This window comes from Gluconobacter potus, from assembly GCF_015244705.1.
GTDB classification, from domain to species: domain Bacteria; phylum Pseudomonadota; class Alphaproteobacteria; order Acetobacterales; family Acetobacteraceae; genus Gluconobacter; species Gluconobacter potus.
On record NZ_JABCQF010000001.1, the window covers coordinates 38556 to 55226 of the forward strand.

The 16671-nt window shown below is 59.5% G+C and carries 14 protein-coding genes; 8 read left to right on the plus strand and 6 right to left on the minus strand.

Features of this window, described 5'->3' with window-relative positions:
- Positions 1-87: 87 nt before the first annotated feature.
- Together HKD31_RS00175 and HKD31_RS00180 are read right to left on the minus strand one after the other, a co-directional pair.
- Positions 88-2415 (minus strand): TonB-dependent receptor, encoded by a 2328-nt coding sequence (locus HKD31_RS00175; RefSeq protein ID WP_194264038.1) that lies wholly within the window; start codon positions 2413-2415, stop codon positions 88-90.
- A gap of 185 nt (positions 2416-2600) precedes the next feature.
- Positions 2601-3512 carry a LysR family transcriptional regulator gene (locus HKD31_RS00180; protein ID WP_062496490.1) on the minus strand — a complete coding sequence of 304 codons (912 nt, stop codon included), beginning with the start codon at positions 3510-3512 and terminating at the stop codon, positions 2601-2603.
- A 173-nt stretch (positions 3513-3685) separates the two neighbouring features.
- On the opposite strand from HKD31_RS00180, the gene HKD31_RS00185 reads away from it, so the two are divergent.
- Genes HKD31_RS00185 through HKD31_RS00205 form a run of 5 tightly spaced genes read left to right on the plus strand, consistent with a single transcriptional unit; the run spans position 3686 to position 8308 of the window.
- Positions 3686-5131: a SidA/IucD/PvdA family monooxygenase gene (locus HKD31_RS00185; protein ID WP_194264037.1), complete on the plus strand. Its 1446-nt coding sequence runs from the start codon at positions 3686-3688 to the stop codon at positions 5129-5131.
- Positions 5132-5145: 14 nt separating this feature from the next.
- Complete coding sequence (gene puuE, locus HKD31_RS00190) at positions 5146-6045, plus strand: allantoinase PuuE (protein ID WP_194264036.1); 900 nt, start codon at positions 5146-5148, stop codon at positions 6043-6045.
- Positions 6042-6566, plus strand: coding sequence for a 2-oxo-4-hydroxy-4-carboxy-5-ureidoimidazoline decarboxylase (uraD, locus tag HKD31_RS00195; RefSeq protein WP_194264035.1), 525 nt, complete (start codon positions 6042-6044; stop codon positions 6564-6566). The genes puuE and uraD overlap by 4 nt, the downstream gene beginning before the upstream one ends.
- Positions 6563-6895 carry a hydroxyisourate hydrolase gene (uraH, locus tag HKD31_RS00200; protein ID WP_041111445.1) on the plus strand — a complete coding sequence of 111 codons (333 nt, stop codon included), beginning with the start codon at positions 6563-6565 and terminating at the stop codon, positions 6893-6895. Before uraD ends, uraH begins: the two co-directional genes overlap by 4 nt.
- Before the next feature lie 9 nt (positions 6896-6904).
- On the plus strand, positions 6905-8308 hold the full coding sequence (locus tag HKD31_RS00205; RefSeq protein ID WP_194264034.1) for a nucleobase:cation symporter-2 family protein: 1404 nt from the start codon (positions 6905-6907) through the stop codon (positions 8306-8308).
- A gap of 119 nt (positions 8309-8427) precedes the next feature.
- Here HKD31_RS00205 and HKD31_RS00210 read toward each other — a convergent pair whose 3' ends face one another.
- A complete protein-coding gene (locus tag HKD31_RS00210) occupies positions 8428-9408 on the minus strand; it encodes a DUF3034 family protein (RefSeq protein WP_062459404.1) in 981 nt (326 codons plus the stop codon).
- A gap of 190 nt (positions 9409-9598) precedes the next feature.
- Positions 9599-10927 (minus strand): guanine deaminase, encoded by a 1329-nt coding sequence (gene guaD, locus HKD31_RS00215; protein WP_194264033.1) that lies wholly within the window; start codon positions 10925-10927, stop codon positions 9599-9601.
- Between the two features lie 161 nt (positions 10928-11088).
- On the opposite strand from guaD, the gene HKD31_RS00220 reads away from it, so the two are divergent.
- Entirely contained in the window at positions 11089-12528 is a 1440-nt protein-coding gene (locus HKD31_RS00220) for an autotransporter strand-loop-strand O-heptosyltransferase (RefSeq protein WP_228120093.1), read from the plus strand.
- On the opposite strand, the gene HKD31_RS00225 is transcribed toward HKD31_RS00220, so the two are convergent.
- Entirely contained in the window at positions 12464-13399 is a 936-nt protein-coding gene (locus tag HKD31_RS00225; protein ID WP_194264032.1) for a hypothetical protein, read from the minus strand. The genes HKD31_RS00220 and HKD31_RS00225 overlap by 65 nt on opposite strands.
- Positions 13362-13919, minus strand: a complete 558-nt coding sequence (locus HKD31_RS00230; RefSeq protein ID WP_194264031.1) for a hypothetical protein — start codon at positions 13917-13919, stop codon at positions 13362-13364. Before HKD31_RS00230 ends, HKD31_RS00225 begins: the two co-directional genes overlap by 38 nt.
- Before the next feature lie 204 nt (positions 13920-14123).
- Between HKD31_RS00230 and trhO the strand changes: the two genes are divergently transcribed.
- Together trhO and HKD31_RS00240 are read left to right on the plus strand one after the other, a co-directional pair.
- Positions 14124-15065 carry an oxygen-dependent tRNA uridine(34) hydroxylase TrhO gene (trhO, locus tag HKD31_RS00235; RefSeq protein ID WP_194264030.1) on the plus strand — a complete coding sequence of 314 codons (942 nt, stop codon included), beginning with the start codon at positions 14124-14126 and terminating at the stop codon, positions 15063-15065.
- A 199-nt stretch (positions 15066-15264) separates the two neighbouring features.
- Entirely contained in the window at positions 15265-16617 is a 1353-nt protein-coding gene (locus tag HKD31_RS00240; protein ID WP_228120094.1) for a M1 family aminopeptidase, read from the plus strand.
- The last annotated feature ends 54 nt before the right edge of the window (positions 16618-16671 follow it).

Below are 16671 nucleotides of genomic sequence, written 5' to 3' on the forward strand. Positions count from 1 at the left end.
GTATGCGTGCCGTCTTGCGGCAACGCGCTGGAGGAGAGCCGGTTTGGAACGCGGAGGCAGGAACCGGTGGGGTCCTGCCCCATAGAATCAGAAGGCGGTGGAGACCGTTCCGGTCATGGTGAAGCGCGGGGCGACCATGAAGGAGTTTCCGTAGCCGGTATAGGACGTCATGTTGCCGCTGTAGACGGTGCTCGGGTCCTTGGCGCTGTAGACCGCGCCCATGGCGCCCGTGCGGACGACGGAGCCTGTGAGGTTCGTGAAGTTCAGGCGGAAGGTCGGGGACTGCGCGAACATGAACGGCTTGAAGTGATAGCCCATCGAGAGCGTATCGGTGACGTAGCCTGGAATGCGCTGGTCGCCGGCGACACTGACGGACTGCGGCCCGGTGTAGTGGACGGAGCCATTCGCGAAGAAGCCCTTGTAGGTGTAGGTCAGGCCGAAATTCGCGATGACATGCGGGGCCATGACGGCCTGCGTGCCCTTTGAGTGCAGCATCGTGTTCAGATACGGATCGAAGACGTTGCTGTCCTGAGTGGCATGCAGGTATTCGACCGAGGCGTATGGGCTGAAGCCATGGATCGGGCGTGCCGCGACCATCACGTCAAAGCCTCGCATCTGCTGGCTGCCGATATTGAACGGCTTGTAGCTGTTCATGCCGACATACTGGTCCACGATGCGGTTCGTGACGTTGTAGTTGAAGAAGGCGACGTCCGCGATGATGTGGTCGTCATGATAGCGGTAGCCGAGTTCTTCCTTGATGGAATACTGGTTCTTGGGGATCGCGACGCTGGTGTAGAGCCAGCCGAGATCGACCGCGCTGGGCTGACGGTAATCACCTTCCACGTTCAGGTAGACCTGGCTGTGGTTATCGATGCGGTAGCCGATCGAAAGCTGGGGCAGGGGGGCCGTGCGGTTGGCTTCCTGGCGGCCGTAATAGTCCTTGTTCCAGATGTTCGTCATGACGAACTTGAAGCCGGCATCGACCGTCAGGTGATCGTTGAAATACTTGGCCGTGTCATGAACGAACAGCGAGTGGATCTCGTAACCCGCCGTCTGTTTGTCGCCGGCGGAAATCAGATAGGCCGCGTTGTTCGGGCTGGCCGCATTGCCGTCCGGCATCTGGTAGCTGGTGGGATAGGACTGGATCGTCTGGGTGTTTTCATACCAGTAGCCGACCGAGAACGTGTTGTGACGGTCGATCTCCCAGTTGAGTTTCGCGACTGTACCGACCGAGCGGTATTCGTTCTGCAGGAAGTAGCTGGTCAGGCCGCGCGTGGCGCCGCTTGAATCGGTTGTGGTTCCGTCAGGCGAAGCGTCCCAGCCCTGTCCGAAGCTGAAATAGGGGTGGATGTCGAGCGACAGGCGGGACGGCAGAGCGATATGAACCGGAGCCGAGATGAAGATCTGGTTCCAGTGATCGTTGTTGTTGCCCCAATAGTTGTTGCTCGTCTTGTCGTTCGTACGACCGTAGCCCTGTCCGGTGTGCTTGTAGCGGAAGAACTGGTCGGAAGTCGGGTAGTTGTCGATGATGAAGTCAGCCGAGTTCCAGGACAGGAAGAACTTGGCATTGGAGCCGTTCTTCCAGTCTTTCTGCAGACCGAAATCGATATGTTTGCGCTGGTTGATGCCAGCACCCATCCACGACCGGGCATGCGTGTTGGAGAACGAGAAATAGCCGCGCACACCACTATGGCCGATCTCGCCGGATTCGAGGCGGATGAACTCGCGCGACAGGTTGTTGGTGCCGTAGGAGAAGTCGATCAGGCCGCCGCGCTTCTGCGACGGGGTGCGGGTTTCCTCGGCCATGACGCCACCGGCGGCCGACATGACGGGAAGATCCGTTGCGGAAGAGCCCGGTGTGACGCTGACGCTTTCAAGGTTCTCGGAATCGACGTTTTCGCTCAGATACTTGGCGGCTGCGGCGGGGGCACCGTCCACCATCAGGCCCATATCGAGATCCGTCAGGCCGCGGGACTGGATCTGGCCGCCTTCCATACCCGACGAATCCGGGGTGGTGACGTTGAGGCTCGGCAGGTTCTGGATCAGGTCAAGCGCGGTGCTGGTCGGCGCGCGCATGTCGATGAATTCCTTCGTGACAGTCTGCACGGCATGTGGTGCGGTTTCGACGCGCATCATGCCGCCGCCGCCGTTCAGGGCGCGGCGCGAGGACGTAACGGAGACTGTTTCGGCCGCGGCGGCATCAAGCGCATGGGCGCGTGGCTTGGCTGCCGGCCGGGCCGGTGCTGCGGCGCTGCGGGCTGTGCTATGGGCGGGAGTATGATGGCGCGAAACGGGGTGTTTCGTGGTCTGTGCGGCGCGGGCACCTGTACCGAAAGCCACGAGGGCGCTGCCGGCAAGACAGGTTACGGCAAGGAGCTGGCGTCGATAGCCCGGTGACCAACGGTTGTCTTTCATGCTGCCGGGCTCCTGTCGAAACGAAAGGTTCACTTTGGGAACGGTATTTATTCGAAATGTGGATGTAAAACGGATGGCCTATCCGCACCAAAGATAAAATGCAGGGCAGGCCATTGCCTTTTTTAGGGTGGTGCAAAAATGTGACAGTCTATGTCTCCCAATGGACGCACAGGTCAGGGGCCGACCTATGGCTGTGGCTCGGGGGACAGGAACTCCTTTTCGAGCTCCGAAATCACGAGCCGCGCGGCGCCGGAAAGCTGGCGGGAATGATCCACGCAGAGCGCGAGTGTCAGGGGGGCAAGATCGTGATTGGAAATCGGAATGAAAGCCAGTTCGCCTCGTGTGACCTCTTCCATGACGTCAAGTGCGCTAAGGATTCCGAGGCCGACGCCTTCGCGGACCAGAGACTTGATCATCTGGATGTTGTCGGATGCTGCGGCGGCCTGGATGTCGAGATTGCTGTCGATTTCCAGGATCTCGATCTGGCGTTGCAGGGCAAGCGGGGCCTGGGGCATGATCATCGGGTAGTTCATGGCCAGGCTGAAGCGGGCACTCTTGCGCTCGGCGACGGGATGGTTCGGCAGGCAGATGAAGCCGAGCGGGAAGTCCTTGTGGGCGCGGACCAGAAGCCCGCGCGCATGGGTTGGATTGAGAAGCAGGGCGACATCGACCGCACCGTCGATCAGGGTGCCCTGGATGCGGCTGTTGTCCAGGACGTGGGTGCAGATGGTGATGCCGGGATGAGTCGTGCGCAGGGCGCGGAGCAGGCGCGGCAGGAATCCGCGGGTCAGGGCGTCGGGGACGGCGATGTCCACCTGCCCCCGGCGCAGACCGCGCATGTCTTCGATCTGGACGCACATATTGGTCAGGTCCCGCGACCACTGTTTGCCATGGGCGTAGAGGAGTTCGCCTGTTGCCGTCAGGCGAAGACCGGTGGGGAGGCGCTCGAACAGGGGGGTGCCGAGGGACTCTTCGCCCTGCAGGATCTGCCGGTCGATGGCTGAGGCGGCGATGCGCAGGTGTTCGGAAGCCCGGCGGATCGATCCGTGCTGGGCCACGGCAAGAAAGTAACGCAGGAAGCGTGAGAAGACAGGCATGGAAGAACTGCTCTCTTTTTGCGAACGGGAGATGCGTTTTTATGGAGTATACGCCCTTACAACGGTATGAAACTATCCCGACCGACAGGTGACCTGTCATTTTGTTGCGGAAAGACGGTCTGGCGGCGTCCGGATGCTGCTTTGTCCGTACCGGTTTTTTGGGATTTGACCACATGACATCCACCGTTTCCCCCGTCGATGCTCTGGCTGCGCTTTCGGAGCGTGTGCGGGAGGATCTGGCGAAAATCCGCTATGCGACCGGCAACTGGAGCCTGACGCAGGAGCGGAACGGGAAGGCGGTTCTGGATGTGGCCATCATCGGCGCGGGACAGGGTGGTATCACGTCCTGCTTCGGTCTGCGCCGGCAGGGTGTGACCAATGTGGAAGTTTTTGAAAAAGCTTCCAAAGGTGGCGAAGGTCCGTGGGTGACGTTTGCGCGCATGATTACGCTGCGCACGCCCAAGCATGTGACGGGACCGGATCTAGGGATCCCGAATCTGACGCCGCAGTCCTGGTTCGAGGCGCGCTATGGCGCGAAGGCCTGGGAGGATCTGGACAAGATCTCCCGCCATGACTGGCAGGCCTATCTGGACTGGGTGCGGGAGACGCTCGATATCCCGGTCGTGAATGATCAGGAACTGGTGCATGTGGGCTGGGACAATGGTCTGCTGCGGCTGACGTTCCGTAACGCGGCCGGTCAGGAAACGGTGCGGCTGGCGCGGCGGATGGTGCTGGCGACGGGCATTGAGGGCGGCGGGACGTGGCATGTGCCGTCCTTCATTTCCGATACGCTGCCGAAATCCGTTTATGCGCACACGCATGAAGACATTGATTTCGATGCTCTGAAGGGCAAGCGGATCGGTGTTCTGGGCGCGGGGGCTTCGGCGTTTGATAATGCGGCGACGGCTCTGGAAAAGGGTGCGGGACGGGTGGATCTGTGCCTGCGTCGGGCAAAGATCCCGGCGATCAATCCGTATCGCTGGATGGAAAATGCGGGCTTTCTCGCGCATTTCTCGGAACTGCCGGATCTGACGCGCTGGCGTTTCATGCGGCAGATCTACAGCCTGAACCAGCCGCCGCCGCAGGACACGTTCTGGCGCTGCCGTCGTCATGAAAACTTTGCTTTCCATCTCGGAACACCCTGGACGGCGACACGGATGGACGGGGACGAAGTCGTGGTGACAACGCCGCAGGGCGAGATGCGCTTCGATTTCCTGATCATCGGGACGGGGTTCTCGATCGACCTGTCGCAGCGGCCGGAGACACAGGATTTTGCGTCTTCGGTCATGTTGTGGCGTGATCATTTCACACCGCCGGCCGGTGAGGAAAGCGAGCTTCTGGGCAGCCATCCCTATCTGGGCGCACGGTTCCAGTTCCTGCCGAAGGATGCGGCTGATCCGAAGGCGCCGATGCTGGCGGCGATCTACAACTTCACGTTCGGTGCCATGCCGAGCATGGGGCTTTCCGGCGCCTCCATCAGCGGGATGCGTTTTGGCGTGGAGAAGCTGGCGCGGGGCATTGCGCGGGATCTGTTCGTCGAGGATGGCGAGAAGCATCTGGCGAGCCTCTTGGCCTATGACACGGAAGAACTCGTCAGCCTCGATCCGCCAGTGCTTTGAGAAGGGAGACGCCCATGACGCAGGACAGCTATCCGCGGGACATGATCGGCTATGGCCGCACGCCGCCTGATCCGAAATGGCCGAATGGCGCGCGCATCGCCGTGCAGTTCGTCATCAATTACGAGGAAGGCGCGGAAAACTCGGTTCTGCATGGTGATGCGGGATCCGAAGCATTCCTGTCCGAAATGGTGGGCACGAAATCCATCATCGGGGCGCGCTGTGCGCAGATGGAGAGTCTGTACGAATATGGAAGCCGGGCCGGGTTCTGGCGTCTGCGTCGTCTGTTCGATGAAGCCGGGATGCCGGTGACGGTGTTTGGCGTGGCGAAGGCGCTGGCCCGCAATCCGGATGCCGTGGCAGCCATGAAGGAGAGCGGCTGGGAGATTGCGTCCCATGGTCTGCGCTGGATTGATTATCAGGATTTTCCCGAAGACGTGGAGCGCGCGCATATCCGCGAGGCGATTGCGCTGCATACCGAAGTCACGGGAGAGCGGCCGCTGGGCTGGTATCAGGGGCGCACGAGCCCGAACACGGCGCGTCTGGTCGCGGAAGAAGGCGGCTTTGTTTACGACGCCGATTCCTATGCGGATGATCTGCCGTATTATGATCGGACCAATGGCCGGGCGCAGTTGATCGTGCCCTATACGCTTGATGCCAATGACATGAAGTTCGCAGCGCTGAACGGGTTTACGGAAGGCGAGCAGTTCTTCGTCTATCTGCGTGATGCGTTCGACATGCTGTATCACGAGGGCAGACGGATGATGTCGGTCGGGCTGCATTGTCGTCTGGCGGGCAAGCCGGCGCGTGCCATGGGGCTGCTGAAGTTTCTGGAGCATATCCGTAAGCATGAGGATGTGTGGGTGGCGACGCGGCTGGACATCGCGCGGCACTGGCTGTCTGTGCATCCGGCATGAAGATTTCGGACGTCAATGCGCTGTCGGATAAGGCGTTTGTTGCGCAATTCGGTGGGCTTTACGAACATTCACCCTGGGTGGCGGAAGGGGCGCTGAAGGCACGGCCTTTTGCGGATGTGGACGCGATGCTGTTCGCGTTTGCGCAGACTGTGCGCTCTGCCGGAGCGGTGGCGCAGCTTGCGTTGGTGCGGGCGCATCCGGAGTTGGGGCACCGGGCCGGGATTGATCCGGATCTGACGGAACATTCCGCTTCGGAACAGGCGTCGGCGGGTCTGGATCGTCTGACGCCTGCGGAATATGAGCGTTTCCGGGGGTTGAATGATGCGTATCGCGCGCGGTTTTCCATGCCGTTCGTGATCTGCGTGCGCAAAGTAGCCGCACCCGGAAAAGCTGCGAAGACCGTCATTATGGATGAAATGGAGCGCCGTCTGGCTGGCACTCCCGAAAAGGAACTGACCGAGGCGCTGATGCAGATTGATGCGATTGCAGCGCTCCGTCTGAAGGATCTGGTTGCGTCATGAGTTCTCTGTCCACGCATGTTCTTGATACGGTTTCCGGCAAGCCGGCTGCGGGCGTGAAGCTGCGTCTTCTGCAAGGAGAGCAGGTTCTGTTCGAAGGGCAGACGAATGCAGACGGGCGTTGCCCGGAACTGCGGGATGTTGCAGTTTCGAAAGGGACGTACTGTCTGGAATTCCGGATTGGCGATTACTTCAGAAAAGGCGGACAGGTCCTGTCCGATCCGCCATTCCTGGATGTGGTGCCGATCGTGTTCGGACTGGCGGCGGAGGCTCATGCGCATGTGCCACTGCTGGCGGCGCCGTTCGGATATTCCACCTATCGCGGAAGCTGAGGGCTTTTCATGACTGCCGAGAACGCCGCGACGACCGGTCTGCATCCCGTTGACGAGAAACTGCCGGTCTGGCGGCTTGGGGCCTATGGGTTGCAGCATGTGCTGGCGTTCTATTCGGCGGCGGTCATCGTGCCGATCCTTGTTGCGGGTGCGCTGCACCTGCCGCGCGAGACGCTGATCCATCTGATTGATGCAGATCTGTTCACCTGCGGGATCGCATCGCTGCTTCAGGCGGTGGGGTTCGGGCCGGTCGGGGTTCGGCTGCCGCTGTTGCAGGGTGTGACATTCACGGCCGTGGGGCCGATGATTGCCATCGGCTCTGCTGTCGGGGGCGGGACGCCGGGGCTTTTGTCCATTTACGGCTCCGTCATCGTGGCGGGGTTCGTCACGTTGCTGATGGCGCGGCATTTTGCCGGGCTGGTGCGGTTTTTCCCGCCGGTTGTGACGGGGTCCATCATTCTCATCATCGGTCTGGCGCTTTTGCCAGTGGCTGCGAATGACATTGTCTCGGGTGCCAGTCCGTCGGTGATGCAGGACCATGTTCCGCTGCGGAGCATCTGGTACGGGCTGGGGACACTGGCGTCCATTCTGGTAATCCAGCGCCTGTTCCGCGGGTTTATTGCCACGATTGCCGTGCTGATTGGGCTGGTTCTGGGAACACTGGTGGCCTGGATGCTGGGGGATGCGAATTTCGGGGATGTGGCATCTGCGCCGCTTTTGTCCATCACGCATCCGTTCTATTTCGGGATGCCGACATTTCATCCGGTCTCGATCCTGTCGATGGTGATCGTCATGACGATTTCCATGATCGAGACGATTGGCAACGTCTATGCAACGGGGGAAATTGTCGACAAGCCGATCACGTCAGAAGACATTGCCCGCACTCTGCGCGCCGATGGCATCGCGACCATGCTCGGTGGCGTGCTCAATTCTTTTCCCTATACGTGCTTTGCCGAAAATGTTGGTCTGGTACGGATGACGGGAGTGAAGAGCCGGTGGGTCGTGGCTGCTGCCGCGATCATCATGATGATGCTCGGCTGCCTGCCGCGTCTGGGCGCGCTGGTGGCTGCGGTGCCGCTGCCGGTTCTGGGTGGTGCGGCACTGGCGATGTTCGCGACTGTGGCGGTCGTGGGTGTGCAGACGCTGTCGCGGGTGGATTTCAACCGGCAGAGCAACGTCATTATTGTGGGCACCAGCATTGGGTTGAGCATGCTGGCGACGGCCCAGCCGCATATCTCCGATACGTTTCCGATGTGGGCGAAGATCGTGTTCGGCAGCGGGATTACGCTCGGTTCCCTGTCAGCGATCCTGCTGCACCTGATTTTCAACGTGAAGCGGACGATTCATGAGGTGGCTCATGCGACAGACGTGCCACGCGAGGCGCTGATTGACGAACGTATCCGGGAAGGGTGAGGTTCAGGGCTCTGCCCTGAAACCCGCCAAAGGCCGGGGGCCTTTGGAAACCAATTCATAAAATCAGGGTGCAGGGATCTCGATCCCTGCCGGGCGCGGGCAGAGCCCGGCACGTCACGTCAGAACCCTGTCTGGGCGGAAAAATAAAAGCCCGTCTGATCCTTGTAGGTCGCGATCGTCCCCAGTGACACATAGGCGAGCGTAACGTTCAGGTGCTTGTTGACGAAATAGCTGGTGTAAACGTCGAACCAGTTGCTTTCGTCGGTGAAGCGCTGGTTGCGGGGTTTGGTGCGGTATTCGACGCCGACCACCAGGCCGGGAATGAAAGACGGCAGATAGCCGAGTGAACCCTCGAACTGGGCGTGATAATTGTTGTCCTTGTCACCGCCGAAACCGAGGATGCCCCACTGGTTGCCCTTGGTGAAGCGGACGGTGGTGTCGATCAGGATGCCGATTTTCGGGAACAGCTTGGTGACGGCGAGATAGGCGTCTCCGCCATCCGTGTGCATCGAGCCGACTTCGTGAATGACTTTGCCGTCACTGTCATGCTTGTACATGCCGCCGATGGCGACCTGCGGGATCAGGGTATTGTCCGCGACATGACCGAAGAGACGCACCTTCGCACCTGCGACATCGAGATCGAACTGGTAGCCGTTGCCAATGCCGAGTTTCGCTCCGGTGCCGCGGGTCTGGAAGAAGTTGTGGGTATAGGAAATCTCGACACGGTCGAAGAAGCCCATCGAGGCGCCGACATTCTGGTCCCAGTAGCTGGTAAGGTTCACATAGCTGTAGTGCATGGCCATGCCGGCGCTCTTGTTGGAGCCATAGCCGCCGATTGTGGCCCAGCTCGCGATGCCGCCGCCGCTCGCGCCTTCGAGTGAGGACAGGCCGCTGGTGCCGAGGGCGCGCTGTCCGTCAAAGAGGGTGCGGAACATGGACTGTCCGTTGCTGTTTCCGTCATCGCCCAGCGTGACCTGGGGTGTGGTGGTGCTGGTAGCGGCTTTGGCGTCCTGCCCCGTGATGAGGGTGCCGAGGGACAGAAGGGCTGTCATGGATGTCAGGATACGGAAAGACTGAGCAGCGGTTGGGAAACGGTGCATGATTCCTGCTTTTAAGTCGCGCGCCCGAAGAGGAGCTGGAGTATTCTCGCAGATGAAATACCTCTTGCTGTATTTACTGCCGCGAGACTGAAAAAATAATTAAGACAACCCTAGAGTTCAAAAATTTTCCCGTGTCAAAGAAAAACGGCACTCGATGCCACTTTAGAATTTGAGGTGTGTTCCAGAAACTTCAGACCGTGCTGCGTTTGTGCAGGAGTTCGCCGGCGACATAGGTGGCGGCGATGCTGCGGTCGTCCCCGAGCATGGTCAGGGCGAAGAGGCGGTCGGCGAGGGTTTCGGCGGTCCGGGCGCGGATTCGTCCAAGCGGCGTGGCAGCTGGATCGAAAACGCAGAGATCGGCGTAAAGACCGGGCCTGATACTGCCGATCCGGTCTTCGAGGCCGAGGGACTGCGCACCGCCAGCCGTGGCGAGCCAGAGCCCCTGTGCGGGATGGAGTTTTGTTTGAAGGCCCTGTGCGACCTTGTAGGCATCGGACAGGACCTGAAGCAGGGACAGGGCAGGCCCGGCGCCGATATCGCTGCCGATCCCGACATGGACGCGGTGTTCGGGGTTGAGAGCCTTGAAGAGCGGGAACGAGCCGCTGCCGAGGAACTGGTTCGAGCCGGGGCAGTGCGCGATGGAGCAGCCTGTGTCGTGGCAGCGCTGGAAATCGACTTCTTCGGCATGAACGGCATGGGCCAGGATCGCGCGTGGACGCAGGAGACCGGCCTTGTCGTACACGTCCAGATAGGAGGTGCGGTCGGGGAAGAGTTCGCGGACCCAGGCGATTTCGGAGCGGTTTTCCAGCAGGTGAGTCTGCATGAACAGGTCGGGTTTCGTGGCGAGCAGGGCGCCTGCGAGATCGAGCTGTTCGGGTGTGCTGGTGGGCGCGAAGCGCGGGGTGACGGCATAAAGCTGCCGCCCGCGATTGTGCCAGCGGGCGATGAGTTCGGCGGACTGGTCATAGCCGCTCTGGGCGGTGTCGCGCAGGTTTTCGGGGGCATTGCGGTCCATCAGGACCTTGCCGGCGATCATGCAGGTGTTGAGGCGTTCGGATTCCTCAAAGAAGGCGTCCACGGACTGGGGGTGGACGGTGCAGTACACGGCGGCCGTGGTGGTTCCGACGCGCAGGAGTTCGGTCAGGAACTGCCGGGCGACAGCGCGGGCATAGGTGATGTCGGCGTAGCGGGCTTCTGCGGGGAAGACGTAGTTTTCCAGCCATTCCAAAAGCTGCTCGCCGTAAGACGCGATGACCGGAAGCTGCGGGTAGTGGACATGCGTGTCGATCATGCCGGCGGAAATCAGCATGTCGGGATAGTGGTCCACGGCTGTTCCGGCGGGGATGGTGGCGCGCAGACTGTCCCAGGAGCCGGCTGCGGTGATGCGGCCGTTTTCGGTCAGGATCAGGCCATCGGGCTCGTGGTGCAGGGCGTCCATGGGATCGGTGGTGAACGGATCGGCATGGAAGGTCAGGAAGGGGCCGCGGATGGCCCTGCGGGGAATGCTGCTCTGGGTCATGCGAGTACCTTACGCAGGGATTTCGGTGCGGGGAACGGGTTTGTGGGGCTGCGACCGATTGGCGGCCGGCATTGGCAGTCGGTGCGGGGCTGGCTTACAACACTGGCAGGAAGAACCGGCTCCTGGCGCGTTCTTCAGCATGAGCTCTGGAGTATCCGCCAATGATGCCGAATGATCCTGTTTTACCGCCTGTTGCGCTGGATGTGCCGGAAGGGCTTGCCGTTTCCGTGGACGGAAAGATGAGCGGTATGGATGCCGTGCCCGTTCCGGAAAAGGCGGATGTGACGGATTCAGGCACCGGCGGCGATGATGGTTCAGCGCCGCCGGCGTCTGGCAGCATCGAAGGACCTTATCTGGCTCCGCCGCGTGTGCCGGTTCTGGAAGGTGCGCGGGGTGTGTGGTTCGATTTCAATGATGGGGCGCGTGTCATGGTGCCGTCCCTGGAGCGCGATGGTGTGCCGTCGGGTTCGCAATGGCATGTACGGCTTTCGGACCATGTGACTGGAAATGTGCTGTTCGATGCGCGTCTGAAGGGCGGCACGGTGGCGTCCACCAAGAAGTTCTTCGTGCCGTTTCGGGTGGATGTCTGGCTGGAGCAGCCGGGCGAGACGCCGGAGCAGGTGCTGCATCATGATCTGGCGCTGTCGGGGCGGCCGGTTCTGGTGCAGCTTCCGGTCGGAACGCTGGGGGATACGCTGGCCTGGCTTCCTGCGGTGCGGCGTCTGGCGCAGGAGAGCGGGGCGCAGGTGACGTGCTCGGTCTCCGAAGCGATTTTGCCGCTTGTGATGGACGCCAATCCGGAACTGACGCTCGTGGGGCATGACCGCCTGAAGGCGGAACTGGATTTCACGGCCCGGTTCTATGCAAGCTACAATATCGGGCTGTTTTTCGCGGATAAGGACCATACCCGCCAGCCGACGGATTTCCGTCATGTCGGGCTGCACCGGACGGCGGCTTACATTCTTGGCGTGGATCCCTGGAACGATGCGCCGCCGGGCATCACCATTCCCGATGGCGAACTACCGCCCGTTGCGGAGCCGTATGTGGTCATCGCCACGCAGGCCAGTACACAGTGCAAGTACTGGAACAATCCCGGCGGCTGGCATGAGGTGATCGCGTTTCTGAAAAAGGCGGGATATCGCGTCATCTGCATCGATCAGAAGCCGTATCACGGCACGGGTTATGTCTATAACCATATCCCGCACGGGGCCGAGGATCAGACCGGCAGTCGGCCGCTGACCGAGCGTGCACGCTGGCTGAAACATGCGAGCTTCTTCATTGGTCTGTCGAGTGGGCTGGCGTGGCTGGCGCATGCGGCGGGAACGCCGGTGGTGATGATTTCAGGGTTCACGCATCCGGACAACGAGTTCGCCACGCCTTATCGGGTCATCAACTGGCACACCTGCAATTCATGCTGGAATGATCCGGCGTTCCAGTTCGATCACAAGGACTTCTTCTGGTGCCCGCGGCACAAGGGGACGGACCGGCAGTTCGAGTGCTCCCGCCTGATTACCGGGACGCAGGTTATTCACACCATCAGGCGGCTGATGACGGATCGGGGACTTGCGGGCGCAGAGCGTTGCGCGCCCGTAGCGGTATGAGCAGGGCTTCGATCAAGGCGCAGACATAGACCACCAGACCGAGTTCCATCACGAGCAGGATGCGGTGGCTGGAGGCATAGATCGTGGGGGAAAGGCCTGTCAGAAAGGTCACGGCGAACCCGCCCACCAGGAAGGACAGGACGGTGGGGGAGTCTTTCAGGGACAGGGCGCACCACAGGATCGAGACGATCATGCACAGCGTCAGAAAAAACGCGACATAGGTATTCAGATACACCCAGTTCAGATCATAGATGAACCGGTCGCAGCGCAGGGCGGTGAGCATTTTCTGAAGACCCGGACCGAAAGGCAGCATGAGCAGGATGTTGAGCAGCATCACGCCCATGGCTGCCACGTCCTGAACGCCCCTGTTCCGTTTGACGACAGCTAGGAAGCAGATGGACAGGATCAGGGCTGCGAGCAGGATATGATTGTCTGTGCTGACGCAGGCGCGATGGATGCGGTCGATCGCCAGCGAGAGTTTCTGGATCATGCCGAACTGGGGAAATTCGGGCAGCCAGTTGCTGATTTCCGCGACGTAACGGCGGCCATTTCCGGGGGCAGCCAGAACGGTTGCGGAAATGGCAGCGGCGATCGTCAGATAAAGGCCGCCATACAGGGACATGGTTCGGCGTCGAAGAGTGGAGACGGCCGTGCAGAAGAGCAGAAGCAGCGAGGACTGTTCGATTGAACAGCCGATGGGCAGCGCCGCGATGGACAGGATGCGCAGGGTTTTGCCTGCATCGTCCTGGCGCAGGAAAACGCTGATCGAGAAGAAGGCGAAGGAAATCGGGAAAAGGTAATTGTAGAAGCCCGAGAGCCAGTACACCGACTCTTCACTTACCTCGTGGGGCAGCAGCAGGAACAGGCCCATGACCAGCGGAATTCCCATGCCGGACCGGAGGGCGGGGCGCAGGGTGCAGGACCAGATCGCATAGGCCAGTAGAATGGCACAGAACGGGATGAGGGCTCGCCAGAAGAGGGGATACCGGATGGTTTTCAGCTAGAGCGCCTTCGATAAAGATCCTGCCGGACCAGGTCATGTATCGCGTGTGGAGAAAGGACAGCAGGCTGGTGTGATCCAGGGCATGCCGGAACATGTCATTGTCGATGAAGATCGACCTGTTGATCAGGGCGGTTCCGTCGCCGGGCCAGATGTCTGAATGGATCCAGCCGGAAACCGAAATGGTGTTTCTCGCGATATGGCATTCTTCCATGAGGAATTTCATGGAAGGGTCATTTGCGGGCGTGAAACTGTCCGGGTGGAAGAGGTTGTGCGCCGTCCAGGCATGGCAGCAGGCGAGTGTCACGACCAGTGACAGGGCTACTCCGCACAGGAAGGCATATTTCCTCAGAAGCAGGAGCATCTGATCCAGTGTGGAAGGGTGTTTCATGGATCTGCTGCGCTGTTCGGGGAGGGGGTATTTCTGCCATTGGGGCTGTACGCTGTCCATCATGCCTTTCGGATATGGGGGAAAGGTTATGGTCCTGCGATGAAGCGGGGCTGGCATGACGGCTTTGGCCCTGATATCTGCGGGGCTGTCTTTTTCATCCGATCGCGGCTGTGTCTGCGGTCCCGGTAGCCGGATGCCTGCCTCATGTCCGATACTTTCGAGCCGATCCGCATTGTCGCGCTGTATCATTTCACGCCGTTCGAAGATCCGGCCGCATTGCGCGGGTCCTTGCTTGAGCTGTGCGAAAAGGAAGGGATCAAGGGGATCCTGCTTCTGGCGCGCGAGGGAATCAACGGGACGATTGCCGGGACGGATGAGGGCATGGAGCGCGTGATGGCGCATATCCGCGCGTTGCCGGGCTGTGCGGAACTGGAGAGCAAGGACTCGCGGGCTCCGGAATTGCCGTTTCGTCGCATGAAGGTGCGGCTGAAAAAGGAAATCGTCACGATGGGGGAGCCGGATATCGACCCGCGTCAGGGCGTGGGGCGGTATGTGGCGCCGGAGGACTGGAACGCGCTGATTTCCGATCCGGACACGATCCTGATTGATACGCGCAACGATTATGAAGTGGCGATCGGGACGTTCAAAGGCGCCGAAGATCCCAAGACGAAATCATTCCGCGAATTTCCCGAATGGTTCCGCAAGCGTCGGCAGGAACTCGAAGCGAAAGGGCGTCTGCCGAAGATCGCGATGTTCTGCACGGGTGGCATCCGCTGCGAGAAATCGACGTCCTTTGCGCGGGCGGAAGGGGTGGACGAGGTTTATCACCTCAAGGGCGGCATCCTGAAATATCTGGAGACCGTGCCGGAAGAGGAAAGCCTGTGGGAAGGCGAGTGCTTCGTGTTCGACCAGCGTGTTTCGGTGAAGCATGGGCTGGAAATCGGGACGCATGATGTCTGCCATGCCTGCCGTCGGCCGCTGAACGCGCACGACAAGGCCTCGCCGCTGTTCGTGCAGGGTGTGTCGTGCCCGCATTGCCATAACGAGCGCACGGAAGAGCAGCGCCACCGCTATGCCGAGCGTGAGCGTCAGGAAGCGCTGGCACAGGCACGGCGGGCCGGCCATCTGGGCGTTCGTCAGAAGTAAGAGGAGCGGCTAGGGGTAAAGGTACTCTTTGTTTTTTGGTCGTTCCTCATCATGGGAACGGTCTGAGGTTCCGTGCCCAAATCATTGTCGGTCTCTTTCGCCCTTATTCCGGACATATTACGAAGTTAAATTTTCCGTGTAAGAAACCATCATTTGTAAACCTCAATATACTCGTTCACCACAAAGCGGAATTTCAAAATTGCGGTCCATTTTTGCATGTTTAATCGCGATGTCTCTTGTGAAACCCGCATTTTCCAGTTCAATACCTGGTTCTGGCTTTGAGGTAAAAAAATACACCCTGAAAGTGAAGCCCGATATAATGAACGGGACTATTTTAGGTTCTGAGACAATTCTGCTTCATATGACTGATAACCATGCCAATAGCATCGTATTCTCAGGCAACGCGCTGGTCATAGACAGGGCGACATTAGACGGCATACCTGTCATACCAGTTTCAGATGCTGATCGCATCGTTTTTCCTATGCCGAGGACGCTTGCAAAGAATAGTCCTGTCACGATTGAGCTTACTTATCATGGCCGTCCCGAGCGAGGTTTCGCACGCTCGGTTACCACGCTTTATACAAGTTATTTTGCCTGCGACTGGATGGTCTGCCTGCAAGACAAGTTCAGCAATAAGGCAGCGTTTTCCCTCGCACTTCAGGTTCCGGCCGGAATGCAGACTGTATCAATCGGAAAGCTTGTTTCAAAAAGAGCGGGACCTGAAGGAAGCGAAATACAGAGTTGGGAGGCGCCGAGACCTTACTCATCCTATTTGTATGGTTTTGCCGTCGGTCAGTTTGCCAGAACCAGCGAAAATGTCGGATCAGCAAAGTTAACCTATCTCAGTGATACCGTCGATAAAATCATATTAAAGCGGCAGTTTGCAGCAACACCTGAAATGGTCCGCTTCTTATCAGACAAGGCGGGCCTGCCACTCCCGGTTACGGAATATACGCAGCTACTGGTCAGCGGAAACGAAGCACAGGAAGCCGCAACCTATTCAGTTATCGGGACGGACGAGCTCCCAAAAAATCAAAATGATCCTGCCGAGGAGTGGGTTATCGTTCACGAATTAACCCATGAGTGGTGGGGAAACCTCGTCACATGTGAAACCTTGAACGATTTCTGGCTCAATGAAGGAATTACGACCTTCATGACAGCCGCGTGGAAAGAGTACCGCTACGGTCACGCGGCTTATGATGCTGAACTCGCAGTTTCGCAGCGTCGATGGGATACAGTAAAATCTGAAGGCTTTGATAAGCCTCTTACATGGAGCGGACCTTATCCAAGTTTAAGCATCCGTCGCGCAATACAATACAACAAGGGAGCCATCTTCATGGCGTACCTGAGAGATACCTTAGGGGACGCTGCTTTCTGGAAAGGTCTGCGGAATTACACTCGGGCTCATGCCGGTGGAACCGTTACCAGCATCGACCTGGAACGGGCGATGGAAGCTGCGAGCGGCAAAAATTTGCATAATATTTTCGCTCAATGGGTTTTTGGAAAGGGAGACAATACCACCCGACAGTCAATTCATCCAGAAACCGAATAGAACACTCCCAGATATGACGCCTGTCAAATTATAGCAGGCCTCCCGCTTTCCCCC